Source organism: Pseudomonas sp. StFLB209 (genome assembly GCF_000829415.1).
In the GTDB taxonomy this organism is placed as follows: Bacteria; Pseudomonadota; Gammaproteobacteria; order Pseudomonadales; family Pseudomonadaceae; genus Aquipseudomonas.
Map to the genome: position 1 here is coordinate 4,898,799 of NZ_AP014637.1, position 26,838 is coordinate 4,925,636.

12 protein-coding genes are annotated in these 26,838 nt (G+C 63.4%); 4 read left to right on the top strand and 8 right to left on the bottom strand.

Annotation, left to right across the window (positions count from 1 at the left end; translation table 11 throughout):
* Window positions 1-55: 55 nt before the first annotated feature.
* Entirely contained in the window at window positions 56-1,051 is a 996-nt protein-coding gene (locus tag PSCI_RS22075; protein WP_045491085.1) for a DNA-binding protein, read from the bottom strand.
* Window positions 1,052-1,219: 168 nt separating this feature from the next.
* Here PSCI_RS22075 and PSCI_RS22080 point away from each other — a divergent pair, with 168 nt between their 5' ends.
* From PSCI_RS22080 to ahpF, 3 genes are all read left to right on the top strand, one after another.
* Complete coding sequence (locus PSCI_RS22080) at window positions 1,220-2,179, top strand: site-specific integrase (protein WP_045491087.1); 960 nt, start codon at window positions 1,220-1,222, stop codon at window positions 2,177-2,179.
* Between the two features lie 114 nt (window positions 2,180-2,293).
* Complete coding sequence (gene ahpC / locus PSCI_RS22085) at window positions 2,294-2,857, top strand: alkyl hydroperoxide reductase subunit C (RefSeq protein ID WP_045491089.1); 564 nt, start codon at window positions 2,294-2,296, stop codon at window positions 2,855-2,857.
* A 178-nt stretch (window positions 2,858-3,035) separates the two neighbouring features.
* On the top strand, window positions 3,036-4,598 hold the full coding sequence (ahpF, locus tag PSCI_RS22090) for an alkyl hydroperoxide reductase subunit F (protein WP_045491090.1): 1,563 nt from the start codon (window positions 3,036-3,038) through the stop codon (window positions 4,596-4,598).
* Between the two features lie 78 nt (window positions 4,599-4,676).
* Here the strand turns inward: ahpF and gloA are convergent, their stop codons facing one another.
* Window positions 4,677-5,198 carry a lactoylglutathione lyase gene (gene gloA, locus PSCI_RS22095; RefSeq protein WP_045491092.1) on the bottom strand — a complete coding sequence of 174 codons (522 nt, stop codon included), beginning with the start codon at window positions 5,196-5,198 and terminating at the stop codon, window positions 4,677-4,679.
* 135 nt (window positions 5,199-5,333) lie between these two features.
* Between gloA and PSCI_RS22100 the strand changes: the two genes are divergently transcribed.
* Complete coding sequence (locus PSCI_RS22100) at window positions 5,334-5,882, top strand: DUF4946 domain-containing protein (protein WP_045491094.1); 549 nt, start codon at window positions 5,334-5,336, stop codon at window positions 5,880-5,882.
* A 588-nt stretch (window positions 5,883-6,470) separates the two neighbouring features.
* On the opposite strand, the gene PSCI_RS22105 is transcribed toward PSCI_RS22100, so the two are convergent.
* The 6 genes from PSCI_RS22105 to PSCI_RS22130 all read right to left on the bottom strand — a co-directional run bounded on the left by PSCI_RS22105 (window position 6,471) and on the right by PSCI_RS22130 (window position 26,702).
* Entirely contained in the window at window positions 6,471-6,836 is a 366-nt protein-coding gene (locus PSCI_RS22105; protein WP_045491097.1) for a histone-like nucleoid-structuring protein, MvaT/MvaU family, read from the bottom strand.
* 335 nt (window positions 6,837-7,171) lie between these two features.
* Complete coding sequence (locus PSCI_RS22110; protein WP_045491100.1) at window positions 7,172-8,254, bottom strand: tetratricopeptide repeat protein; 1,083 nt, start codon at window positions 8,252-8,254, stop codon at window positions 7,172-7,174.
* A 73-nt stretch (window positions 8,255-8,327) separates the two neighbouring features.
* Window positions 8,328-9,530, bottom strand: a complete 1,203-nt coding sequence (locus PSCI_RS22115; protein ID WP_084710067.1) for an HlyD family type I secretion periplasmic adaptor subunit — start codon at window positions 9,528-9,530, stop codon at window positions 8,328-8,330.
* Window positions 9,527-11,719 carry a type I secretion system permease/ATPase gene (locus PSCI_RS22120; protein WP_045491103.1) on the bottom strand — a complete coding sequence of 731 codons (2,193 nt, stop codon included), beginning with the start codon at window positions 11,717-11,719 and terminating at the stop codon, window positions 9,527-9,529. The genes PSCI_RS22115 and PSCI_RS22120 overlap by 4 nt, the downstream gene beginning before the upstream one ends.
* Window positions 11,716-13,095 (bottom strand): TolC family outer membrane protein, encoded by a 1,380-nt coding sequence (locus PSCI_RS22125; RefSeq protein ID WP_442965478.1) that lies wholly within the window; start codon window positions 13,093-13,095, stop codon window positions 11,716-11,718. The genes PSCI_RS22120 and PSCI_RS22125 overlap by 4 nt, the downstream gene beginning before the upstream one ends.
* A gap of 95 nt (window positions 13,096-13,190) precedes the next feature.
* Window positions 13,191-26,702 (bottom strand): BapA/Bap/LapF family large adhesin, encoded by a 13,512-nt coding sequence (locus PSCI_RS22130; RefSeq protein WP_045491106.1) that lies wholly within the window; start codon window positions 26,700-26,702, stop codon window positions 13,191-13,193.
* Between the last annotated feature and the right edge of the window lie 136 nt (window positions 26,703-26,838).

A 26,838-nucleotide genomic window follows, 5' to 3' on the forward strand; every position in this document is an offset into this window, starting at 1 on the left:
TGACTCCCACCTGTCTAAATGAGCAGTATTGGCTTTAGTCGTGAAGGCTTCGCGACTAAAGCCGCTCCTGCGGGGTGGGCGAGTCGTGTTCGGCAATTTGCGCCTGCAGGGTTTCCAGGGCGGCTTCCTTTCTGCTCAGCAGTAATTCGAGCATGCGGTTTTGTTGCGTGGCTTCGCTCAGGCTGTGCTTGAGTGCAGCGCTTTGCTGCTGGGCGGTTTGCAGGCGTACTTCCAGTTGGGCGCTGCGATTGATGGCTTTGTGTTGTTCGGCGCCGGCTTTTTCAGCCTGCTTGGTGGTTTTGTCCAGTTGCGTCTGGCAAGCATGCAGTTCTCGGGCGGTGCCGCGTTGCTCAGCCAGCAAGCGCTCGTTATCGCGGTTGAGCAGGGTGATCGATTCCTGGTGCAAGGCCAGGGTTTGCCGCGACTGCCGCAGCTCCATTTGCAACTGTTGGAGTTGCCCCTCGTAGCGCTGCTGGTCCTGGTCGCGCTGTTCTTTCACCGAGTTGCGGTAGTGCTCCAGGGCGTCGCGGGCGTGGCGATGCTTTTCTTCCAGCGATTCGAGATGCCGGTCGCGATCTTCCAGGCGTGATTGCAGGTCTTGGTTGGCCTGATTCAGCCGAGTGTTCTCGGTTTTGGCCTGCTGCAGAGCGTCTCTGGTTTGCTCCAGCGCCTGGGTTTCTTTGCTCAACACTTCTTTTTGCAAATCAAAACGGGTTTGCCATTGCTCCAGTTGTTGCTGCACGCCTGCGAGTTCTGCGCGCATAGCCTGGCATTGCTGATTTGCGTGTTGTTCGGCTTCATCAATGCGCTCCTGAGCCTGGCCTTGCAGTCGCTCAGCCAACACCGCGACCAGTTCGGCCAGCTCTTCATTAAGGCTTGGGGCAGGGCTGTCGTGCCCCTCCAGCTCTTTGAGATAGCGATGAATGGTGGTTTTAGAGCCGGTATTGCCCATTTCAACGCGTACTGCGTCGATGCTCGGGTTGTCGCCGCGCGCCAGCAGCGCCTGTCTGGCTTTGTGCACCAGGGCCTTATTGATTCCGCCGCGCGCCATGGCTGCTCCTACGATTTCGTACTGTGGTATGTATCCTGTAATTACATACTAAATAGTACGATCTTCATAGGGTAAATATCATCTTATTTAACACGGGATATTGGCGTATTATCCCGTGTCAGTCGTTGTCAGGCGGCTTTTTACGGTTCAGTACGGTATGAAACCCTCATGAGCGAGATTGATCGTTACATCGCTGCCGCCACGCGCGACAACACACGGCGCAGCTACCGGGCGGCCATCGAACATTTCGAAGTGACGTTTGGCGGTTTTCTGCCGGCCACCAGCGACAGCGTGGCGCGCTACCTGGCCAATTACGCTGGCGTGCTGTCGATCAATACCCTGAAGCTGCGCCTTTCGGCATTAGCGCAGTGGCACACCAGCCAGGGCTTCGTCGATCCGACCAAGGCGCCGGTGGTGCGTCAGGTGCTCAAGGGCATTCGCGCTGTGCACCCGGCCCAGGAAAAGCAGGCCGAGCCTTTGCAGCTGGGAGACTTGCAACAGGTGGTCGACAGCCTCGACCAGCAGGCGCGTCAGGCCGCCCAGGTGCAGGATCATGGGCAGGTGATGCGTTGTCGGCGTGACGCGGCGTTGATCCTGCTGGGTTTCTGGCGCGGCTTTCGCAGTGACGAGCTGTGCCGCCTGCAGATTGAGCATGTCAAGGCCGTGAGCGGAGTCGGGATTACCCTGTACCTGCCGCGCAGCAAAAGTGATCGGGATTTCACCGGGCGCAGTTTCCAGACGCCGGCGCTGCTGCGTTTGTGCCCAGTGCAGGCGTACCTTGACTGGATAGACTGCGCCGCACTGGAGCACGGGCCGGTGTTTCGCAGTATTGACCGCTGGGGCAATCTGGGCGAGGAGGGGTTGCACGCCAACAGCATCATCACCTTGCTACGCCAGGCGTTCGAGCGCGCCGCAATCAAGGCGGATGCCTACAGCAGTCATTCGCTGCGGCGCGGCTTCGCCACCTGGGCGCAGCACAATGGCTGGGATCTGAAGTCGCTGATGAGTTATGTCGGCTGGAAGGACATGAAGTCAGCCATGCGCTACATTGAAACCTCACCGTTCGGCAAGGCAGCAGTGCCTGTCACCGAATTGAAGATTTCTTCTATTAATAATGATCCGCCATAGTCAAAAGCAATCAGCAGCATCGACTTTACCAATGAGCCTGGTGCGCCGATTGTGGGTAAGCTTCTTTCCATCGAATCCAAACTCATTCGATTCACTCACCATGGAGATTCATCGATGCCTATCATCAACAGCCAAGTCAAACCGTTCAAAGCGACTGCCTACAAAGAAGGCAAATTCGTTGACGTCTCGGACGCCGACCTGAAAGGCAAGTGGTCTGTGGTGTTCTTCTACCCAGCCGACTTCACCTTCGTCTGCCCGACCGAACTGGAAGACCTGGCTGACAACTACGCAGAATTCCAGAAGCTGGGCGTAGAAATCTACAGCGTTTCGACCGACACCCATTTCGCCCACGCTGCCTGGCACAACACCTCGCCAGCCATCGGCAAGATCAAATACACCATGATCGGCGACCCAACCCTGACCATCTCGCGCAACTTCGACGTGCTGATCGAAGAAGCCGGTCTGGCTGACCGTGGCACTTTCGTAATCAACCCGGAAGGCCAGATCAAGATCGTTGAGCTCAACGACGGCGGCGTAGGCCGTGACGCCTCCGAGCTGCTGCGCAAGATCAAGGCCGCTCAGTACGTTGCTGCTCACCCAGGCGAAGTCTGCCCAGCCAAATGGCAGGAAGGCGAGGCCACTCTGGCTCCGTCCCTGGACCTGGTCGGCAAGATCTGATCCGCATGCCGCAAACGATCGGGGCGCCGCACGCGTAAGTCTGTAAACCGCATCGCCCCATCAAACGCCCGGGCGGTCATCGCCTGGGCGTTTTTATTTCAAGGTTTTGTACGAAAGGTGGCCCAGGTTGCCGACTTTTCATACAAATCCTGTTACCTGAAAAAAGGAAAGCCAAACCATGTTGGACGCCAATCTTAAAGCCCAGTTGAAATCCTATCTGGAGCGGGCCACTCGCCCCATCGAGATCCAGGCCTCCCTCGACGACGGCGCCAAGTCTCAGGAAATGCTCGCGCTGCTGCAAGATGTAGTCAGCGTCGGCAAAGACATTACCCTGGCCACTGACGGTAACGATGCGCGCAGGCCGTCGTTCACCCTCAATAGCCCAGGCCAGGACATCAGCTTGCGGTTTGCCGGTATCCCGATGGGGCACGAATTCACCTCGCTGGTTCTGGCGCTGCTGCAAGCAGGCGGCTACCCGCCCAAAGTCAGTGATGAGGTCATCGAACAAGTGCGCGCCCTGCAAGGCGAGTTCAGTTTCGAAACCTATTTTTCCCAGTCCTGCCAGAACTGCCCGGACGTGGTCCAGGCACTGAACCTGATGGCCGTGCTCAACCCGAACATCAAGCACGTCGCCATCGACGGCGCACTGTTCCAGGATGAAGTCACCGAGCGCAAAGTCATGTCGGTGCCAAGCATTTACCTCAACGGTGAGTTGTTTGGTCAGGGCCGTATGGGCCTGGAAGAGATTCTCGCCAAAATCGACACCGGTGCCGGTGCGCGCCAGGCCGAGAAGCTCAACGCCAAACAAGCCTTCGACGTGCTGGTGATTGGTGGTGGCCCGGCTGGCTCCGCCGCAGCGGTCTACTCGGCACGTAAAGGCATTCGTACCGGCGTTGCCGCCGAGCGTTTCGGCGGTCAGGTGCTCGACACCATGGCGATCGAAAACTTTATCTCGGTCCAGCACACCGAAGGCCCGAAGCTGGCGGTTGCCCTCGAAGAGCACGTCAAGCAGTACGAAGTCGACATCATGAACCTGCAACGCGCTGACCAGCTGATTCCAGGCAAGGACGGCGCGCTGCACGAGGTGAAGTTTGCCAGTGGTGCGAGCCTCAAAGCCAAGACCCTGATCCTGGCGACCGGTGCGCGCTGGCGGGAAATGAACGTCCCCGGCGAGAAGGAGTATCGCAACAAGGGCGTGGCGTACTGCCCGCACTGTGACGGTCCACTGTTCAAGGGTAAGCGTGTGGCAGTGATCGGTGGGGGCAACTCCGGTGTGGAAGCGGCCATCGACCTGGCCGGTATCGTCTCCCACGTAACGCTGTTGGAGTTTGACGGCCAGCTGCGAGCTGACGCGGTGCTGCAACGCAAGCTCAATAGTTTGCCCAACGTCACCGTGCTGACCAGTGCACAGACCACTGAAGTGACCGGCGACGGCGAGAAGGTCAATGGCCTGCGCTACAAGGACCGGGTCAGCGGCGAAGAGCGTGCGGTGGAACTGGAAGGGATCTTTGTACAGATCGGTCTGCTGCCTAACAGCGAGTGGCTCAAAGGCGTGATCGAGCTGTCGCCGCGCGGCGAGATCGTGGTCGATGCCCGCGGTGAAACCTCGGTGCCGGGTATTTTTGCGGCCGGTGACGTCACTGTCACGCCGTACAAGCAGATCATCATCGCCCTGGGCGAAGGTGCCAAAGCGTCGCTGAGTGCTTTCGATCACCTGATCCGCACCAGCGCGCCAGCCTGATTCGCAGTACCAACAAAAAGCCCCGGCTGCTCACGCAGTCGGGGCTTTTTTGCGGGCTTGAGCCGCGAATCTGCGCGCTTACAGCGGTGTTGGCTGGATGATCTCTACCCAGTAGCCATCCGGGTCCTTGACGAACGCCAGGTGGTTCATGCGGCCGTCTTGCAGGCGCTTCTGGAACGGTACATTCAGTTGCTCAAAACGGGCGCAGGCAGCGACCACGTCAGGCACCGACACACAGATATGGCCGAAGCCGCGCGGGTCAGTGTTGCCGTTGTGGTAAGAGAACCCGGCGTCGTTCTCGGTGCCGTGGTTGTGGGTCAGTTCCAGCACGCCAGGGATGGACTTCATCCACTGATGGCGAGCAGCGTCGTCTTGCGGAATCTGCGCCTTGTCGACCAGGGCCAGGAAATACAGGCTGAACTCGGCTTCAGGAAAATCACGCTTGTCGACCAGATGAAAGCCCAGGACGCGGGTGTAGAAATCCAGCGAGGCGGTGATGTCCTTGACGCGCAGCATGGTGTGGTTGAACACAAAACCCTGGGTGGCGGCGTCAGGTTCGGCAGTCACGCCCGGGAAAGTGTTGAGTTCGTGCAGGCTCATGAAAGTCTCCGGCTTGAATGGGCAAAGACGGTCAATGATACGGGGCAGGGCGGTCGATGCAACCCGGCATTTGCCTATTGTTGCCAGAAAGCCGCAGACTCATGTTCTGGATCTTTATTCTCTGCTGCGGTGCTCATGCCGATGATTCGCTATCCCTTGCTCCCTGTTGCCGCTTTGCTGCTGACCGCCGCTACCGCACAGGCCGACGACACCATGATCCTCTGGCCCCCCGGCTGGGAGGTGCAGTCATTGCCGACGGTTGAAGGCGCATCAGGGCAGCCTTCGGTGCAACTGCGCCAGCGCGCCATCAAGAACGATGCCGCAGGCGAGCCAAGCATGGTGGTGGAGTTGACCCGCTCCCAACTGGTTGCCGGTCATGAAGTCAATGTGCAAGGTGTGCTGATGGCGATGCGCAAAGCCGTGCAGGTCAATTTCGCGCGCAGCGGCCTGCAAAGCGCATGTACTCATGTGCGAGAAGTCAGTCTGGGTGGTGTGCCGGGCATGGAGAGCACCTGCACGGTGACCCAGAACGGCGTGCATGTCATGACCCAGACCCTGGTGGCGGCGGCCAATGCCCGGCAGGCCTGGTCGCTTTCGTATGCGGGCTCGGCAGAAGGCTATGCAGCCAACAGGCAGCAGGTGCAGCAGATTCGTGACGGGCTGAAGCTCGACACGGCGCCCTGAGCTTTCCTGTGGGCAAAATAAAGCCCGCGTGTGCGGGCATGGGGTGCTAGTCCTTTAGCTGTGTGTAGCTTGAAACATCCTGCGTGAAAAAAATGTGAAGCCCAGCGGCTTTTTTTCGTCGTGCTTTCGGGTCGTGCGGGCACTGCCGGTGAGCAAAATTCGGAAACAGCCTACAGGCGACGACTAATTATCTGACTGTAATTTTCAGAATAATAAGCTGGGACTTGCTGAAGTATGGGGTCATGTATCCCGATAGTGGCAATGTGATTTTATTGGCGTCAGTATTCTTACGCTGTCAGATCTGTGACGGGTTCGACATTCTTGCCGGATGTAGTTGTATATCGACGAACGGAGTTGCAGGCCAACCGGCACCTCTAAGAACTCCTTGCATTGCCATCGTCGGGTTGAAACAGACTGGAAGCCAGCCGGGTCAAAATGGTCAGTTACAAGCTGTAAATCCAAGCGCGATTGCGAACGTTTTTCGCCTTGTGCGGACGGCCTCGTTTAGCTGTTTACAGGTTGCTGACTATACTTTCGGGCGGCAATAAAAAAGCCCTGCAGAGCAGGGCTTTTGTGAACTGTCACGTCTCAGGCACGAACCCAGGATTCGACGGTGTCTGCACCGTACTGTTCTTTCCAGGCTTTCAGGCCACGGTGATTGCCACCTTTGGTCTCGATCAGTTCGCCGGTGTGTGGGTTCTGGTAAACCTTGATCACACGGGCGCGACGGCGCTTTGGACCCGCAGGAGCGGCAACCAGGGTGGTTGCGCTGTTAGGGTCGAGGATGGCGATGACATCACGCAGGCTCTTGCCATAGCTAGCCATCAGCTCTTTGAGCTTCTGCTCGAATTCGATCTCTTTCTGGAGGCCAGCGTCTTTCTTCAAGGCTTCCAGCTGGGCCAGTTGTTCTTGAAGGGCCTTTTCTGCGGCGCGAAACTCAGCAAGTCTGGACAAAAAACATACTCCGACAGTGTATTGGCTGTTACCAGCCGAACAAAGCGACAAGACAAAAAACTTTGACCGATTCGCTCATTCCGTTTTCTGCTCGATGATGCGATGGGGAATTAACCGTTTCAGCCATCACTACCTGATCAGCGAGCAGTTTTAAATCGGTAGCGGATTAATAATGCCCGTTTTTTTTCAGTTAGAAAACCATCTTGTGCAATTGTTTAATGCGCGCTGCACTTGGCGAGCGTCAGCCGAGTGTTATTGGTGTATGGATTTTTAAAGTTGCGAGTAACGCGCCGAGGTATCCGCCGACGCCATCTTACAGTAGCGGATGGCGAGTATCAGAGCCCTTGTTGCAGGGCCGGATCGTCCGGATTCTGTTGTTCAAGTTGCGCCAGCAAGACCTGAACATTCTGTAGTTGGCCACTTTCGCGGGCGTACTGAATCAACAGCACTCTGGCCCGCCGGTTGGCCGGTTGGTTCTGCAGAATCTGCTGCAGTTGCTTCTGTGCTGCCTCCAGTTGTTCCAGCGTGTGCAGCATCACAGCCAGGTCGTACCGATAGTCATTGTTATCCGCCGCCAGTTCCGCCGCACGGGCCAGGCTAAGCAGGGCGAACTCGGCCTGCCCGTGATCGCGCAACCAGATGCCCAGAGCATGCTGCAGCAGGGCGGAGTCGGGGTGTTTTTCGAGCAACTGCCGCATGAGTTGTCGGGCCTGGTCTGCCTGCTGGTTATCATCAAGCTGCTCTATGCGCGCCAGGGCTGCCAGCAAGTTGTCCGGCGCCAGCTGCACGGCGTCTTCCAGCGCACTGAGCGCCAAGGCGTTATCGCCGGTCTGGCGATAGAGCCTGCCCAGTTGCATGCGGTTCTGGACAGTGGGAGGCTGTTGCGCCAGGTCGTGCTGAAAGGCTTCGGCGCTGTGTTGCAGGGCGGCGAAATACAGTCCCAGTTCATCCGGTGACAAACGGGTCAGGGCCAAGGTCGCGTTGAGGCGCAATGCCGGTTCATCGGCACTGAGCAAGGGGCCGAGCACCACGGCCAGATGATGACCGGGCAGCAGCCGTACCGCACTTTCAACCGCCGCCAGGCTGACCGCCAGCGACTCATGGTCAAGTTGAGCCTTGAGCAGTTTCAGCGCTTGCGGGCTAGGGTAATTGGGCAGTTCGGCCAGCAACGCAATGCGCCGCTCGTCGGCAAGGTCGTCACGGGCCAACTGTTGATACAGCAGACGCGCGGCACCCGGCTTGCCGTCGCGGGCCAGTTCCAGTGTTTGCGAGTAGCTCTGGCTGGGACGTACCGGTGCGGCGGGGCGGCTGGTTTCGCTGCGCCAGGTCCATAAAGCCAGGACCAGAACGCCGACCAGCGAACCGATGATCAGGGCCTGGCGCCCGCGGCGGGTGGGCTGAGGTGAGTCGTTGGGCATTACGGTATCCAGTGCTTGACGCCATGCAGCTTCGAAGAGACTGAGGCGTCTGTCAAATCCGCCATCATCGTTGTCAGCGCTCGCGCAACGCCTCCCGGGCCCGGTTCAATGGTTTGAGCAGGTAGTCCAGTACGGTTTTCTCACCGGTACGGATATCCACGCTGGCCACCATGCCCGGCACAATGGCAAAGGCTTTGCCGGCCTTGTTGTACAGGGCGTCGGCATCGGTGCGGATGTACACGCGGTAGTAGAACACCTCCGGTTTTACCTCGTCCTGAATGGTGTCCGGTGAGATGGTTACGACCTGGCCGTCGAGGCTGCCATAGACCGAATAGTCGTAGGCGGTGATTTTGACCTTGGCGGCCTGCTCGGGATGAATGAAGGCGATGTCTCGAGGCGAGATGCGGGTTTCGATCAGCAACTGCTCATCCATTGGCACGATCTGCATCAATTGCCCATTGGGCGGGATCACGCCGCCGATGGTGGTGACTTCGATGTCTTTGACGATGCCGCGCACCGGGGAGCGTAGCGTCAGCCGTGACAGTGAGTCGGCACGGCCGCGCACCACTTCGGCCAGCGAGTCGGCTTCGGCGCTGGCCTTGGCCAGTTCCTGACGGGCCTGGACCATGTACTCTGAGCGCGCTTCGGTGGCCTTGAGCTCCAGTTCGGCGCGTTGCCGGTTGAGGCGGATGACCTCGACACGGCTGGACGCGCCGGCACGGGCCAGATTCTCGGTGATGGTCAGTTCGCTGCGAACCAGCCTGAGCGAGCGCTCAATACCAGTGAGCGTGTCTTGAAGACCTTTTTTACGGGTTTCGTACAGCGCGGTTTCAGCGCGCACCAGCTCCGGCGACTGATCAAGGGCTGCGTCGAACTGCAAGGGTTGGCCGCTGACCTCTGCTTGCAGGCGGCTGACGCTGGCCAGCGCGGCGCGGTACTTGGCCTCGCTTTCGCCGACGTTGGACTGGGTCTTGATCGGGTCGAGCCGGGCGAGCACGTCGCCACGTTCGACCCGCGAGCCTTCGCTGACATTCATCTGGGTGATGATTCCGCCTTCGAGCGATTGGATCACCTGTTCCCGCGAGCTGGGCACCACCTTGCCGGTGCCGTTGGAGACTTCGACCACCTCGAAACACGCAGCCCACAGCAGAAAGCAGCCAACCATCAAGGCGCAGATCCAGACCACTCGCGAGGCCCGTACCACCTCTGTCTCGTCGGCACCGTCCAGGTAGGAAGCCGGTGCAGAGGGCATACCAATGGCGACATTCTGACTCATGACGGTGCTCCATCGGCGGGCAGCGCACCGGGCGGCGTAGCGGCCGCCGGCTGGCGTAGCTGGGCGAGGGCGATCTCACGGGGGGCATCAATCACTATCCGGCCGTTGTCCAGCACGATAATGCGCTGCATGCGTTGCAGCACACTGAGGCGATGGGTGGCCATCACCAGAGTGCGGCCTTCGCACCAGCGCAGCAGCTCCTCGAGCAGGCGTTTTTCGGTGACGTCATCCAGCGCTGCGGTGGGCTCGTCAAGCAACAGGACCTGCGGTTGACGCAGCAGCAGGCGCGCCAGCAACAGGCTTTGCCGCTGGCCGCCGGACAACCCCAGACCGCCTTCGAGAATCAGATGGTCCAAGCCTTTTGGCAGGCGCCGGACGAATTCCAGTGCACCACTGATCGACAGTGCCGCGAGCAGTTCCTGATCGCTGGCGCGCCCGGCCCCCAGCACCATGTTGTCGCGCAAGGTGCCGTGAAACAGCCGCGCGTGTTGCTGCAACAGCCCGACATCGCGGCGCAGGTCGGCCGGGTCGATATGGCTCAAGGCAACACCATCCAGGCTCAGTTCGCCGGTAGCCAGGTCCATGCTGCCGGCCAGTGCCTGGAGCAGGGTCGACTTGCCTGCGCCGTTGCGGCCCAGAATCGCAATGTGCTCACCGGGTTGAATGCGCAGCTCGCTGAGGGTCAGCACCGGCGACGCCTCAGCGCTGTAGCGGAAACTGGCGTCCCTGAAATGAAAGTCGCCACGGATGGCCGGCAGATGCACGCGCTTGCTGCCCTCGGGGTGATCGACCGGTTGCTGCATCAGGGTATTGAGGCCTTTGAGGGCCACTTTGGCCTGTTGCCAGCGAGTCAGCACATGATTGAGCTGGGCCATCGGCGCCATCATCCGTGAGGCCAGCATGGAGGCCGCGACCAGCGTACCGGTGGTCAGGTCGCCAGCAATGACCATGGGCGCGCCGAACACGATGACCACGGCAAACACGGCGGTCTGGACGGTCTGGGTCCAGGTCACCAGGCCGTTGGTCAGCGTGCGCAGACGCAGGCTGGTGTCGGCAGTGCTGGCATTGTAGCGGTTCCATTGTTCCTGGAAGCGCAGTTCGGCCTGCAGCGCCTTGATGTCATCCAGGCCCTGAATGCTTTCGACCAGCATCGCATTGCGCAGTGCTGATTCACGCATGTTGGCATTGGCCAGCACCGCCAGTTTGCGCTGGTACAACAGCCCCGGCAGGAGCATGACCACCAGCGCGACCAGCGGGATGGCCACCAGCGGCCCGCCGATCAACCAGAACACCAGCAGGAACAGCAAGAAAAACGGCAGGTCGGCCAGCGCTGTCGCGGTGCTTGAGGTCACCAGATCGCGGACCTGTTCCAGCTCGCGCAGTTGCGAGATGAACGAACCGGTGGACTTGGGACGTACCGAGCTGCGCAGGCGCAAGGCATGGCCGTAGACCAGATCGGAAACCCGCAGGTCGGCGCGTTTGCCCAGCAGGTCGGTGATGCGCAGACGCATGATGCGCAGGGTGAAGTCAAACAGCACCGCCAACAGCACGCCGCCGAACAGCACGTAGAGGGTCGGCAGCGACTCGGCGGGGATGACCCGGTCGTAGACCTGCATGGAGAACAGCACCCCGGCCATTGCCAGCAGGTTGGCAACCAGTGACGCGAGCATGACATGGCTGTAGGGCCGCAGGTCGCGCAGCACGATGCGCCGGAACCAGTGTTCGTCATAGGGCTGCACATAGTCGTCAGTGCGCACGTCTGATAATGGCCGCGCCGGGCGCAGAATCACGGTGCGGCGCAGGCGTTTATCCAGTTCGGCCAACGGCAAGCGATGTTGCAGCCCCTGGTCACCGGACAGGGCGACACCGAGTTGTTCGCCATTGACGCTTTGCACCACGCCGATCTGGCCGTCCTCCAGCTCAACCACCAAAGGGGTCCGCCAGTGGTTCAGCTCAGCCACCGAACAGCCGCCGAACTTGATGGTCAGCCCGGCCTGGCGGGCCATCTGCCGCACCACGTCTTCGACGTCGCGGTCCGGACGATCGCCGGCCAGCCGGATGGTTTGTTCGGACACTTCCAGGTGGTAGTGCCGGGCCACCAGTAAAATGGCCTGCATCCATTGGCTGTAGTCCGGTGGCGGCGCGCTCTGGTCAGCCTGCGGCGGGGTAACGGTTACGGCGTCGTTCATGGCAGCACCCTCACGCCCTGCAGTGCACGGTCTTCGAGGCCGAAGGCGTGACGCAGCTGGCCGCTGTTGTACAGGCAGTCGATTTGCAGGCGCTGCAGGTCGGCACGGGTGCCGGCCAGCTCGAAGCGCGACTGATGGATTTCCTGCTCGGCATTGAGCAGGTCGAGCAGTGGCCGGGTACCCAGGTCCAGATACTGGCGGCCGTACAGTTCACGCGCTTCACTGATGCTGCCCTGACGCCGCTCCAGCGAGCGTTGGCGCAGGTTGAGGCTGGTGGTCTGCACCCGCGCCTCGGCCAGCGCCTGGGTCGCTTGCAGGCGCGCCGTGTCTTCGGCGGCGTCGGCTGCACTCAGCGCGTGGCCGGCAGCCCGGCTGCGGGCGCTGATCGCGCCGCCCTGATAGATCGGCACCTCGACATTCAGGTAAATCCCGGCCTGGGTGCGGTCCATGGCCGGATTGGTGTCTCGGTAACCGCTGTCCAGATAGTGATTGACGGTGGGTTGCAGTGATAGGGTCGGGTAGGCCTCGGCCCTTGAGCGGGCCAGCTCTGCCTGCGCCTCGCTGCGCTGGGCCAGCGCCATCAGCACTGCTGGCAAGGCGTCGGTCGCGGTGTCGGAGCGCTCGCAGGCGCCGCCAGAGGAGGGCGTAACGTCATCGCTCACATCAGTGCCCTGGCTACGCCCCGTCAAATGGCTGAGCGCCGCCTGCCAGCGTGCGTATTGCGCCTTGTAGTCCTGCAGCGTGGCCATTGCACCTTCGGCGCGCGACTGGGCCTGGACCAGGTCAGAGCGAGTACTGGCGCCCAGGTCGCTGCGCTGGCGGGCCAGTTCGACAATGCTGCCCACACCGCTGATTTGCTGACGGGCAATGTCTATCAGGTTGCGGTAGCGCTGCACCTCGATCCAGGCATTGGCGGTGTCGCGACCGATACGGTCGATCACCAGCAGGATTTCGGCCTGGCTGCGGGCGACCCTGGCCTGGGCGGCCTGCACGCTGTTATCGACCTTGCCGAAGTCGTAAAGCATTTGCTTGACCGAAAGGCTCAAGGCGCGGCTGGCATTGTCGCGACCATAGCCGGTCTCGAAGCCACCACGAATGCCAGCGCTGACTTGCGGATAGTAGCCAGCCTCGGCGACGTTGACGCCTTCACCTTGCTGATACAGCGTCGACACCGCCTGAGCGATGTCCGGGTGCCAGGCCACCGCCTGACGCACGGCCTCATCGAGGCTCAGGCGAGCGGCACTGGCCGAAGACAGCCCTGCGTGAGGGCTGCGAGGCTGGCGCGGCGGTTGCTGTTGCAACTGACTGGGGCTGAGCTGGCCAAGACCGGCGGCGCCTGGCGCTTGATCAGCACTGACCGCCGTGGGGAGCAACACCGCCGCTGCTGCCGCCAGGACGACAGCGACGGAGCGGGTGACGCAGACATCAACTTGTTTCACAGGTATCCCTTACCGTTATTGCTATCCAGACGTCAAACCACCTGTATGCCGTTCTGCACCCAAAGATGATGGGTCGGGTCCTCCTGAGGGGTGTATTGATTGAATTCAAGACCATCAGCGAGCAGTCTGCCATCCATAACCCAGTCGCCGCTCATGTGCACGCTGTCCTGCTCGCCACCTTTGATCTGCAGTGTGCTGGTGTCGCTGACTGCCACCAGGTCGGCCAGATCAAGGGTCAGGTGCACACTGCTGCGGTCGGCGCCATTCAGGTCGATGATGTCGATGTTGCTCAAGCGGCCCTGGACATTGCCCAGATCGATGGAGGCATCGCCGCCGGCCCAGAGCAACGTGTCAGTGCCGCTGCCGCCGTCCACCGCGGCGAAGTTCAGGTCGCTGATGACCAAGGTGTCGTCACCCGCACCGCCATGCAGGCTGACTGCACCGCCTTGCGAGCCATCGAGGGTGTCGTGTCCGTCTGTGCCGGTCTGCACCTGCGCCGTAGCCGCCAGCGCCAGGGCGTTGCTGGCCTGGTCACTGTCGTCGCTGGCCAGTGCCATCCGCGCACCGGCGGCCTGATTGAGGTTGATGGTCAGGGTCGCCGTATCACTGCTGCCGTTGGGGTGGGTCAGCTTGTAGGTGAACTGGTCGGCATTGCCGATGGCGCTGGAGGTCAGGCCGGACTTGAGCGTATAGGTGTAGCTGCCATCGGGCCGTACCAACAGATTGCCGTAAGTGCCGGTCAGGGTTGTGCCATTGTAGCCCGGCTGCACAAAGCTATTGGCCGCCGTCATTACACTGAGCACGGTGAGCGCCGAGCCGAGTACGTCGGCACCGCCACCGGCGGTGTCGGTCAGCAGGTTGCCGACCACCGGTGTGGAGCCAGTCACCACCTGCTGGTTGGTGGCCGTTGCGCTGTTGACCAGGCTCACGGTTACGGTGTTGAGCAGGCCGACGCCGGTGATGCGCAGGTTGACCCGGTAACTGCCAGGCGTCTGGTCGTCCAGGGTCAGGCCGTACTGACCACCGCCCAGATTGAGCACGCTGCTGCCCGATACGGTCTTGACCAGTGCGTACTGGTTGGTGCTGGTGTTGAGTTTGTAGACCTCCAGCGTGGTGTTGCCCAGCAGCGCCAGCAAGTTGGTTGAGCTCAGCAGCACGGTCAGGTCGCTGACTGTGTTGTTCGCGACACTGAAAGTGTAGGCGCCGTTGATGCCTCCCAGCAGGGTCGAGGCAGAGCCCAGCGTGGTGGTTTCGGTGGTGACCAGGTTACCCAGGCTCAGGCTGCTGCTGGCGACATCATTGGTGGCGTCGAGCAGCAATGCCGGGGCCGCCAGGTTGGTACTGCTCCAGACCTCGGTGGCCTGCGGGCTGTCGATACGTACATACAGCACCGCCGGATCACTCAGCCCGTTAGGGTGCACCAGTTGATAGTTGAACACATCGACCTTGCCGACACTGCTGGCGGTGCCGTTGGCACGGTAGCTGTAGTTACCCTGGGCATCGATGGTCAGGTTGCCGTACAAGCCCTGCACCACAGTACCGGTGCCGGCATTCACATAACCGGCGCCGCCGTTCTGGATACGCACCACCGCGCCGTTGTCGGGACCGGTGGTGTCGACACTGCCGTCCGGGCCGGGGTCGGTCACCACGTTGCCGGTCACGGCAGCGCCTGCCGTGCCGGTGAACTGGGTCAGGCTGTTGATATCCAGTTGCAGGTTGCTGTTGATGGTGGTCAACACCGTGAGGCTGTTGCTTTGTAAAGTCAGGCGGTACTCGCCGGCCGACAGGCTGGGGCCTTGCAACCGCACCCCGCTGCTGGCCAGTACATCGAGGTTGATCAACGCGCCGCTGCCGGCCGTGCCGAGGGTCACCCAGGCACCACTGGCATCCTTGACTTGCAAGGTGAAGACCGCACGGGTACCCAGCGACAGCAGGCCGCCGTCGATCAGGGTCAGGGTCGGGGCTGCGGTGGTACCGCTGGCCACGTTGAAGTTGAACGTGTGGCTAAAGCCAAGGCCCAGTACCGACGGAAAACTGTCCGTGGCATTGGTGCGGGTCGCCACGGCGGCCAGATTGACGGTGGCGGTGGCCAGGTTGTCGTTGGCAATCACTGGCCGGTCCACGTCGATATCCGCAGCGGTGAGGGTCACGCTTGGCGACAGGTTGCCAGCCCGGTCGGTGACGCTGATGCTCAGCACCTCGCCGTTGATCTGCGCCGCATTGAGCGGCACGCTGAAGTTGCCATTGCTTTGCACGGTGGCCGTACCCAGGGTCACACCGGCGGCACTTTTCACCGTGATTGTGGCACCGGCCTCGGCGCTGCCGCTGAGGGTCAGGCCGTTAGTGGCAAGTGTCAGGCCGGTGGCCGCGCCAGGCGGGGTGAGGTCCGGGGCGGTCACCGGCAGGGCCGAAGACACGTTGCCCGCCAGGTCAAGCTGGGTAACCTGCAAGAGCTGGCTGTTGATTTGCGGCGGATTGAGCACCACCGACCAGGCGCCATTGACGCCCACCACTGCGCTACCTACCTGAGTGCCTGCCGGGTCACGTACCACGATGCGGTCACCGATGATCCCGGTGCCGGTCATCAGGGTGCCGCTGGCGTTGATCACCGCCGTCGCCGGGGCGATGGGGGCGGTAAGATCGGGGGCAGTGACGGTCGCGACGTCGGAAGTGTTGTTGCGGCCATCAGTGAGGCGCACGCTCAGCAGCTCGCCGTCGATCTGCGCCGGAGCGATCGACACGCTGAACTGGCCGTTGTTGCCTACCACGCCGCTGCCCACAATCTGATTGGCGGCATTGCGCACCGTGACGGCGGCACCCACCTCGCCGAAGCCGCTCAGGCTGGCGCCGCCGGCCGCCACGCTCAGGCCGCTGGCAATGGCCGGGGCGGTGATGTCGGGCGCGTTGACCGTGGCGACCCCTGAAGCATTACCGGCCGGGTCAGTCTGGCTGACCCGCAGCGCCTCGAAATTCAGCTGGGCACTGGACAACTGCACGGTAAAACTGCCGTTGGCAGCGACCAGTGCGTTGCCCAGCGCCACGCCGGTCGGGCTGCTGACATAGACCCTGGCACCGGCCTCACCGAGACCGGTCAGCACCAGGCCTGCGGTATTGACGGCCAGGTTGGTGGGGGCCAGCGGCGCAGTGCTGTCCGGCGCCGCGACACTGGCGGGTAACGAGACATTGAGGGCTGTGTCGCGCAAGGTGACGGTGAGGGCCTGGCCATTGAGCTGAGCGCTGCTCAAAGTAACGTTGAAGGTGCCATTGCTGGTGACCACGGCGGTGCCCAGCTCAGTGCCGGCCGCGTTGCTGACACGCACCTGGGCACCCGCTTCACCGGTGCCACTGACGATTGTGCCGCCCGCATTGACCTGCAGGTTGCCGGCTGCCAGCGGTGCAGTAATGTCGCGGGCGCTTAGCGCCACAGCCTCGGAGGCGTTCCCGGAAGCATCGGTCTGCACTGCACTGAGCGTCTGACCATTGAGTTGCGGGCTGCTCAGGGTAATGCTGAATACACCGCCGGCTGACACCACGCCACTGCCCAGTTCCACGCCTGTGCTGTTGGTGATCGAAACCCTGGCACCGGCTTCACCCGTGCCGGTGACCAGCACGCCCTCACTATTGAGCAGCAGATTGGCCAGTGGCGCGGGAGCGGTACTGTCGTCAGCGGTCAGGTAGACCGCAATTGAAGGGCTGGCCGGTGGCAGGCTGGCGCTCACCGAGAGCACTTCACCATTGGTCTGGGCGCTGCCCAGTGCCACGCTGAAGGTGCCGTCGGACAATACCTGGGCGGTGCCCACCGAGTCACCGTTCAGCGCCCTGACGGTAATGGTCGCGTTGACCGGCCCTTGGCCGCTCAGCCTTGTACCGTCGGCTGAAAGGTCCAGATTGGTGGGCGCTTCGGTGGGCGGTTGGGCCGGCACGTCAATGCTGGCCACCGGCGAGTCGTTACCCGCCGCATCGGTCTGGATCAGGTCCAGATCATCACCGGCACTGACCGGTCCGCTCAGAAGCACGCTGAATGTGCCATTGGCGGCGACCAGCGCTGAACCCAAGGGGCTGCCGCCCAGGCTGACCTGCACGGTCGCGCCGGGTTCACCGACGCCAGACAGCACGGTGAGCGCGCTGTTGAAGGTCAGGGTGGCAGGGTCGATGGGCGCTGGCGGGGTGCTGTCCAGCCCGGCGATGGTCAGGGCCGGCGAGGCATTGCCGGCCGCATCACTGGCCACCACGCTCAAGGGCGCGCCGCTGGTCTGGTCGGCATTGAGCGTGACGCTGTAGTCGCCCCCTGTTGCCGTTTGCGCGGTCCCCAGCAGCGTGCCGTCGGCAGCCCGCACAGTGATAGTGCTGCCAGGTTCGGCCGTGCCGGTCAGAAGGCGCGGGTCGACCATCGGGTTGGCAGTTGGCTGTGCTGGCGCGATCAGGTCCGGCGCTGTCAGGACTGACGGATCAGACGCAATATTGGACTGATCGGTCTGCACCACGCTCAGCACTTCGCCGTTCAACTGCGCATCGCTGAGCGGCACAGAGAAACTGCCATCGGCGTTGACGGTGGTGCTACCTAATAAAACACCGCCAACCCGGACCTGAACCTCCGCCCCGGCCTGACCTTTGCCGGTCAACATCAGACCGTTGGTACTGAGAACCAGATCGCTGACCGGCGCCGCAGGCGTTACATCATCAGCTTCAAAAGGCACATCGGCCGAGACCACGCCGGCCGGGCTGGTCTGGCGCACGGTCAGGATTTCACCGTTGAGCTGTGCGGTATCCAGGGTCACGCTAAAGCTGCCATCCGGATCCACAGTGGCCGAGCCGAGCAGGCTGGCGCTGGCGCTGAAGACCTGCACGGTGGCGCCGGCCAGGCCGGTGCCGGTCAATACCAGGCCGTCGGTATCCAGCAGCAGATTGGCGGGCACTGCGGGCACACTCAGATCCGGCGCAACCAGTGTCTGGGCTGACGACTGATTACCGGCGGCGTCGCTCTGAACCACGCTGAAGGTCTGGCCTTCGAGCTCCAGCGCACTCAAGTCAACCGTGAAACGACCATCCGCCTGCACCTGGGCAGTGCCTACCGGCGTGCCGTCGACTCTGACCTGCACGCTGGCACCGACCTCGCCGGAGCCGGTCAGCAAGCCGCTGAGCGGGTCGAGTTGCAGATTGGTAACCGCTGACGGCGCAACCCGATCGACAGTGGCCAGGTCCACCGCTGGCGACATATTGGCCGCTGGGTCGATGAGCATCACCGTCAGGCTGCTGCCATCGGATGAGCCCGCCGCCAGGCTGACGCTGAAGCTGCCATCAGGGTTGACCGTGGCGCTGCCGGCCAGGGTGCCGTCGGCACGGTTGACGCGCACCTCGGTATTGGCCTCCCCGCGACCGGTCAGCAGGTCACCGCTGGCATTGATTTGCAGATTGGTCGGTGCTGCCGGCGGGGTCAGGTCCGGGGCAGTGACCGGGCGGGCCGGGCCGACATTGCCGGCGGCATCGGTCTGGCGGACGCTGAGCACTTCAAGGTTGATCTGGGCACTGCTCAGGTTGACGCTGAAGCTGCCATCGGCCAGCACTTGTGCGCTGCCCAGCGGCGTGCCGCCAGCGCTGCTGACCGTAACTGTGGCACCCGGTTCGCCGTTGCCGGTGACCAGGGTGCCGAGGCTGTTGATCTGCAGCGTGGCGAGGGCTGCCGGTGGGGTGGCATCGGGGGCCGTGAGGGTGCCTGCGGGGGAGACATTACCGGCCAGGTCGGTCTGGGTCAGGGTCAGCTGTTGCGAGTCGATCTGCGGCGCGCTCAGGGTCAGGCTGAAGCTGCCGGTCGGCCCAATCTCAACCGAGCCCAGCGGATTGCCCTGGCTGTCGAATACCCTGACCGTGGCGTTGGCTTCGCCGCGCCCGGTAATGGTCAGGCCATTGCCGGCAATCGCCAGCTCGGTCAGCGGCAGCGGGGCGGTGGTGTCAGTGGCGGGCAGCGATGAGGGCAGCGATACATTGCCAGCCGCATCGCGCAAGCTGACCGCCAGCAATTGGCCGTCGAGCTGGGCACTGGACAGCAGCACCTGGAAGCTGCCGTCGGCCATGACCACATCGCTGCCCAGCACGGTTCCGGCGGCATTGGTCACCGTGACCGTGCTGCCGGCTTCGCCTTTACCGGACAAAACCGTGCCGGTGTCGTTGATCGCAAGGTCAGTTGCCGCCAGCGGTGCCACCCGGTCTGGAGCGGTCAAGGTCACCGCGAGCGACGGGTTGCCGGCCGCGTCGGTCTGGATCAGGCTCAATGGCTGGCCGGCGGTCTGCGCCGTGCCGAGTTGAGTGCTGAAGGTGCCGTCGGGGTTGACCAGTGCACTGCCCAGCAGGGTGCCATCCGCCGCGCGGACCTGCACCGTGGCACCGGCTTCGCCGCGCCCGGTCAGGGTCAGGCCATCGGCGGCCAGGCGGTAATCGGTGAGTGCAGCCGGCGCGGTGACGTCATCAGCGGTCAGGACCGCAGCGGCGGAGTTCAAGCCATTGCTCTGGGCGCTGACACTCAAGGTCTGGCCATTGAGCTGGGCACTGCTCAAGGTCACGCTAAAGCTGCCGTCGCCGTTGACCACCGCGGTACCCAATACATTCCCCCCCGGCCCGCGTACGGTCACCGTAGAGCCCACACTGCCGGTGCCGGCCAGGCTCAGGCCATCTGTGCCGAGCAGCAGATTGGCCGGTACATCCGGCGCCAGGTTGCCAGGGGCGGTGACGCTGGCCGTTGGCGACAGGTTGCCTGCGGCATCGGCCTGCGCCACGCTGAGTACATTACCGGCAGTGGCGGCCGGGCTCAGGCCTACGCTGAATGTGCTGTCAGCATTGACCGTGGTACTACCCAGCAAGGTGCCGCTGGCGTTGCGTACTTCTACGCGGGCGCCGACTTCACCGATACCGCTCAGGCTGGTGCCGTCACTGCTGACACTCAAGGCCGTGACCTGCGCCGGTGGGGTACGGTCGCTGGCGGTCAGCAGCGTGGCAGTCGAAACGTTACCGGCCCCGTCGCGGGCAGTGACGCTCAGTGCCTGGCCGTCGAGTTGCGGAGTCTCCAGATTGAGCAGGAAGCTGCCATCGGCGGCGGCCACGCCGCTGCCGACCACTTGACCGGCGGCATTGCTTACCGTCACGGTGCTGCCGGCCTCGGCATTGCCGCTCAGTTGAATGCCGCTGACATTCAGTGCCAGAGCCGTGGGCGCCAGCGGGGCTGTGAGGTCCGGTGCGGTAATGTCCACCGACGGACCCTCGTTGCCGGGCGGGTCCTCCTGATTGACCGTGAGGGTCTGCGCGTTGATCTGCGCGGTATCGAGGCTCACGCTGAACGCGCCGTTAGCGGCCACCAGTGCACTGCCCAGCACGCTGCCGTCCGCTGCCCGCACATACACGGTGGCGCCGGGTTCACCGTTGCCGGTGACGGTCTGGCCGTCGCGGTTGATCACCACGTTGCTCAGCGGGTCCGGCGCACTGATATCACCGGCGGCGACCGTCACTGCCGGTGAGGTATTACCCGCCGCATCGACCTGTACCACCGCCAGGGCCTGACCATTATTGGGCGCTGGATTGAGAATCACGCTGAACAGGCCGTTGTCGGCCACCAGGCCGCTGCCCAGTAGCGTGCCATCCGGGCCGCGCACCTGGACCGTGGCGCCGGCCTCGCCCTGGCCGGTCAGTTGCGAACCGTCCGGGCTGAGCCCGGTGGCGCTGACCGGGGCGGGCGGGGTGCGGTCCAGGGTCGCCAGATTGACCGCCGGTGAGGCGTTATTGGCGCTGTCGAGCAATTGCACCTGCAAGGGCGCACCGCTGAGTTGCGCCTGAGGCAGACTGACCTGGAAGGTGCCTGCCGGTAACACGGTGCTGAATGCCAGCAGCGCACCTTGCGCATCGAGAACCTGGACGATGCTGCCCGGTTCTCCTTTGCCGCTGACCACGGTGCCTGCGGCGTTTATCACCACCTCAAGCGGTGCGGCAGGCGGCAGCAGGTCTGGCGCGTTGACGGTCGCGGCTTGCGAGGTGTTGCCGGCTGCATCGGTCGCGGTCACCGACAGACGTTGGTCGTCACGCTGTGGAGTATCGAGGGCGACGCTGAACAGCCCGGCACTGTTGACCGTGGCAAAGCCGATTTCCACCCCGTTACTGTCCTTGACCGAGATCCTTGCACCGGCTTCAGCGCGCCCGCTGACTGCGCTGCCATCGCCACTGACCAGCACCTGAACGGGCGTGCCGGGCGCTGTGGTGTCAGCGGCAGTCAAGGTGCCGGGCACCGACTCTGCGCCGCCGCTGTCGACGGCGACCACATGCAGGGTCTGGCCGTTGTTCTGCACAGGATTCAGTTGCACGCTGAAGCTGCCGTCGGCACCGACGACTGCCGAGCTGCCCAGGTTCTGCCCGGCGTCATTGCTGACCCTTACCGTGCTGCCCGGTGTGGCCAGGCCACTGACCTCACTGCCATCGGCCGACAGCACCAGGCTGGCAGGGGGCGCGATGGTGCTGGGGTCGGGGCCGGCAAGAGCAGCACTCGCGGAGACCTCGCTGCCTTTGGCGGCGACCAATGCCAGGGTGTCGCTGCTCAGCGCCGCAGTATTCAACTGGACGACGAATACGCCGTCAGCGCCTGCCACCGCGCTACCCAGCTCGGTTCCATTGCGGCTGACCGTGACCGTGCTGCCGGTTTCTGCGATCCCGGACACCAGCAGACCGTCAGGGCTGATCAGCAGATTGGTCGGGGCGGGCAGAGGCAAGGTATCGGGCACGTTATAAGCCAGTGGCGGCGAGCTGCGACCATCGTTGCCAATCACCACCAGTTCGAGAAGCTCGCCATTGAGCAGCGGCGCGCCCAGGTTGGCGCTGAAGGTGCCATCGGGGTTTACCTGCGCTGAATCGAGCAAGCTGCCGTCGGCTGACCTGACTTCAACGCTGGCACCGCCTGGCGCGTTACCGGTAAGCACCTGCCCGGTGGCATCGACGGCCAGCCCGGTGGGTTGCCCCAGCGCGCTGAGGTCCGGGGCGCGGGTATCCAGGGCATCGGCGGCATTGCCGCTGGCATCGGTCTGCACCACGCTGAGCAATTGCCCATTGACCTGCGCCGGGCTGAGATTGACGGTGAAGCTGCCATCGGTAGCCACCACGGCAGTGCCGAGCACGCTGTTGTCGGCCGCCGTGACCCTGACGGTGCTGCCGGCTTCACCGGTCCCGGTGAGGCGGGTGCCGGTGCTGTTGACCTGCAGATTGTCCACCGGGTCCGGAGCGGTGCTGTCCGGTGCGGTCAGCAAGGCCGGCGCCGAGGTCAGGTTCGGGCCGACCTGTACCACCTGCAAACGCTCGCCATTGAGCTGCGGGCTGTCCAGCTCGAAGCTGAAGCGGCCATCGGGCGCGACGATGCCCTGGCCAACCTGCAGCCCCGCGGCATCGCGCACGCTGATCTGCGCCCCGGCAGTGCCATTACCGCTCAGGGCCAGGCCATCGTCGCCCAGGCTGACATCCGTGGGCGCCGGCAGTGGCTGGATATCGGGCGCGGTAATGTTGAAGGCTGGCGAAGGATTACCGGCGGCATCGGTCTGTACCACGGTCAAGGCCTGGCCGTTGACCTGTGCCGTGTTCAGGTTGAACTCAAAGCGGCCGTTGGCGGCGACCTCACCGCTGCCCACCACGGCATTCTGCGCATTGCGCACGGTCACGGTGGCACCGGGCTCGCCATTGCCGCTTAACTGGCTGCCGTTGGCCGAGAGCACTACGTTGGTCAATGCGTCCGGCGGGGTATTGTCCTGCGCGCCAGTGGTCAACGGTGGCGAGACATTGCCGGCCGGGTCGGCCTGCACCACTGCCAGGGTCTGACTGGCATCAGGCACTGGCGCCAGCGTCACGCTGAAACTGCCGTCCGGGTTGACCGGCGCGCTACCCAGCACTACGGCATTGGCACCGCGCACGGTGACGGTCGCACCCGGTTCACCGTTGCCGGTAACCGTGGCGCGATCGCTACTCAATTGCAGATCGGTGACTGCCGCGGGTGGCTGGGTATCAGGCGCTTCAAGGGTAACCGGTTGGGAGGTTTGCCCGGCGTTGCTGGCCACCACACTCAGTTCCTGGCCATTTTTCTGCGCCGCACTCAGGGTGACGGTGAAGCGTCCGTCGGCCGCCACCAGCGCCGTGCCCAGCACCGTGCCATCTGGCCCGTTTACGGTAACGGTCGAGCCTGCCTGGCCATTGCCGCTGAGCACCAAACCGGTGCTGTCCAGGCTCAGCCCGGACGGTTGCAGGTTGCCCAGATTGCTCGGTGCGGTGACCGCCAGCGCAGTGGAGTCATTGCCCGCCGCATCGGTCAGGGTCACTTGCAGGATTTGCCCTTGGGTCTGGGCGCTGGACAGCGCTACGGAAAATGTTCCGGTCGCTCCTACCTGGGCGGTGCCGAGGGTCAGGCCCTGGGCGTCGCTGACGGTCACTGCCGCGCCGGGCTCGCCCGTGCCGCTGAGCAGCAGCCCGTTAGGGTTGATTGCGACAGCGCCCGGTTGGTCCGGCGCGGTGCTGTCGATGGCCGTCAGCGGCGCAGGAATCGACTCGCTGCCGTTCGCGCCAATGACCACCACGCTCAGAGCCTGGCCATTGGTTTGCGGGGTGTTCAGCGGCACGGTGTAAGTGCCGTCGTTGGCCACCGCCGAGCTGCCGAGCAGATTGCCCTGGGCATCACGCACCTCAATGGTGGTGCCGGCCACCCCGGAGCCGCTGACCTGGGTGCCCTGCAGATTGATCTGCGGGTTTTGCACAGCCACCGGGCCGGAGTCGTCAGGGGCCGTGACGGGCGCGGCCACGGAGGATTGGCCGGATGCCTCGGTCTGAATCACCGCGAGCTCTGTGCCTTGGGTTACTGGCGGGCTCAGGGTGATTACGAAGGTGCCATTGGCGGCAACCACTCCACCTGCCAGTGGCGCGCCATTGAGCGTGACGCTGACGTTGGCACCCGCCTGACCGCGACCGGACAGCCGGGCGCCGTCGGGGCTGATCACGAGGTCGGTGACCTGATCGGGCACCGAGGTGTCTGGTGCAAGGATCACCTCATTGGCGGTGCTGTTACCGGCCGCATCGACGGCAACCACGTCCAGCGCCTGGCCATCGGTCTGGCCTGGATCGAGGGCGACCGTAAAGGCGCCGTCGCTGGCAATGACCGCCGACCCCAATGTGCGTCCGGCGCTGCGCACGAACACTCGCAGGCCTGCGCTGCCGCGCCCGGTTACCGTCAGGCCGTCGCTGGCAACTTCCACATTGCTCAGCCCCTCGGGCTGTGGTGTTGCGACGGGCGCGCTGACGGGCGTGTTGAGCGATACATTGCCTGCCGAGTCGGTCAGGCTCACATTCAGGGTTTCGCCCGCGTCAGGGGCTGGACTCAACCTCAGGTTGAACTGCCCATCAAGGCCAACGACCCCTCTGCCGATCAGGTTGCCCTGGGCATCGAGCACTTCGACCCGGGCGCCCACTTCGCCACGACCGCTCAACTGGACGCCATCGCTGCTGATGACCAGGTTGCTGGCGGCGGCAGGTGGGGTGTTATCGGTCGGGCTGGGCACGATCAGCGGGTCGCTGGCGCTGGTGTTGCCGGCCCGGTCGCTGACGCTGATGCCCAGCGTTTCACCTGTTGCCACAGGTGTGCTGAATTCGATGGTGAATGTCCCGTCAGGGCTGACCACGGCGCTGCCCAATTCAGTGCCGTTTGAACTGCGCACCGTCACGCGGCTGCCCGGCTCGGCACGGCCGCTGAGCTGACTGCCGTCGGCACTGAACGCCAGGCTTGCCGGGGCGTCTGGCGCGGTAACATCACTGGCACTCAGGCTGGCTGCCGATGAGGTGCGGCCTTGGGCATCGGTTTGCGTCACTGCCAGGCTTTCACCATTGAGCTGGGCACTGCTCAGGGCGACGCTGAACGTTCCGTCGGGGTTGGCCACGGCACTGCCCAGTACGGCGCCATTGGCGCCCCGCACGGTGATCCGCGCACCCGCCAGGGCGCTGCCGCTCAGGGTCTGGCCATCGGCACTCAGGCTCAGGTTGCCCGGTGCGCCAGGCTGGGTTGGATCCACCGGATTGGCTGGAACCGGCAGCGAAGTGTTGCCAGCGGCATCCGTCTGGCTGACTGACAGACTGGCGCCCGGCAACTGGGCACTGCTGAGCGGCACACTGAAGGTTCCATCGGCGGCGACCAGTGCAGTACCCAGTAACGTACCGTTGGCGGCGCGCACGCTGACCGTGGCACCCGCTTCACCGCGCCCGCTGAGGGTCAGACCGTCGGCAGACAATTGCAGGCTGCCCGGCGCGGCAGGCGCCGTGACGTCGGCGGCAGTCAGTGCCGCCAGGCTTGAAGCTTGTCCGTCGCTGGCCACCTGGCCGACCGATAGCGTCTCACCATTGAGTTGGGCGCTGCTGAGCGTCACGCTGAAATTGCCATCAGTGCCCACCAGGGCGCTACCCAGTACCGCGCCAGCAGCGTCCCGGACCGTTACCGTGGCACCCGCCTGGCCGGTTCCGCTGAGGGTCAGGCCGTTTGCGCTGAGGCTTAGATTGGCCGGGGCGGCGAGGGCGTCAGGATTGCTCACTTCGAATGCTGTTTGAGCCGACACATTGCCGGCGGCGTCCACTTGCTCGGCAAGCAGGCGGGTGCCAGGCAATTGCGCACTGCTCAAGGCCACGCTGAACGTACCGTCATCGGCCACCACGGCCGAGCCCAATACGCTGCCGTCTGCAGCGCGAATGATTACGCTGGCACCGACTTCACCTGTACCGCTCAGGGTCAGGCCATCGCTGCTCAACAGCAGATCACCCGGTGCGTCAGGTGCAGTGGTATCCGGGGCACTGACCGGTGCCTGTCCCGATGAGTTGCCCGCCGGGTCAACCTGATCCACCAGCAGCGGTTCGCCATTGGTCTGCGGCGGGTCGAGCTCCACGCTGAAATTGCCGTCTGCACCGACCTGGCCGGAACCCAGCAGATTACCGTTGGCGTCCCAGACACTGACCGTCGCGCCGGACATGCCGGTTCCGCTCAGGGTAGCGCCGTCATCGGAGAGGCTTAGATTGTCGGGCGAGGCGGGTGGGGCGGTGCTGCCATCCGATCCACCGCCGTCCCCACTGCCACTGCTGCCAGCCGCCGCAGCCGCGCCACCGGCACCCAGCACGCCAAGGCCGGCAATCGCAAAGGTCTGGGTGGCACCGCTGACCACCCCGGCGCTGGCGACCAGGGTGTCAATGGATGAGAGTTCGGTGAAGCTGAAGCCATTGAAGTTCTGCGCACTGTAGTTGGCTTGCCAGAGGCCGCCGTCTTCACCCTGGAACACGATGTCGCTGCCCACACCTTCGGCAGTGGTCGCAAAGAAGTTGCCGATGGTGATCTGTTCGCCGGATTTAAGCGTGAGGACCAGATCCTGGCCATTGCGCGCCACCGATGCCACCTGGCCAGGGGCAACGGGCATCTGCACGACGCCGGGTCTGGGAAGCTGCAGGTTGCCCCACTGCTGAGCGGACAGAGTGGATGAGGCTTTATCGGCGACTACGATATTGTCCATGACAGATCCTGCCTTCCTTTGACTGCACAACTACGGCCTCGGCGGGTCAGTGCCGCAGGCCCGGCATGTAGAACGAATGTGTGTGGCTTTTACAGGTGGCCCAAGGTGGCCGTTCTCCTTGTGATTTAGTTGGGTA

Coding starts and splice junctions, on each gene's coding strand:
- PSCI_RS22075 (WP_045491085.1), bottom strand. CDS start 1,051: ATGGCGCGCGGCGGAATCAATAAGGCCCTGGTGCACAAAGCCAGACAG.
- PSCI_RS22080 (WP_045491087.1), top strand. CDS start 1,220: ATGAGCGAGATTGATCGTTACATCGCTGCCGCCACGCGCGACAACACA.
- ahpC (WP_045491089.1), top strand. CDS start 2,294: ATGCCTATCATCAACAGCCAAGTCAAACCGTTCAAAGCGACTGCCTAC.
- ahpF (WP_045491090.1), top strand. CDS start 3,036: ATGTTGGACGCCAATCTTAAAGCCCAGTTGAAATCCTATCTGGAGCGG.
- gloA (WP_045491092.1), bottom strand. CDS start 5,198: ATGAGCCTGCACGAACTCAACACTTTCCCGGGCGTGACTGCCGAACCT.
- PSCI_RS22100 (WP_045491094.1), top strand. CDS start 5,334: ATGCCGATGATTCGCTATCCCTTGCTCCCTGTTGCCGCTTTGCTGCTG.
- PSCI_RS22110 (WP_045491100.1), bottom strand. CDS start 8,254: ATGCCCAACGACTCACCTCAGCCCACCCGCCGCGGGCGCCAGGCCCTG.
- PSCI_RS22115 (WP_084710067.1), bottom strand. CDS start 9,530: ATGAGTCAGAATGTCGCCATTGGTATGCCCTCTGCACCGGCTTCCTAC.
- PSCI_RS22120 (WP_045491103.1), bottom strand. CDS start 11,719: ATGAACGACGCCGTAACCGTTACCCCGCCGCAGGCTGACCAGAGCGCG.
- PSCI_RS22130 (WP_045491106.1), bottom strand. CDS start 26,702: ATGGACAATATCGTAGTCGCCGATAAAGCCTCATCCACTCTGTCCGCT.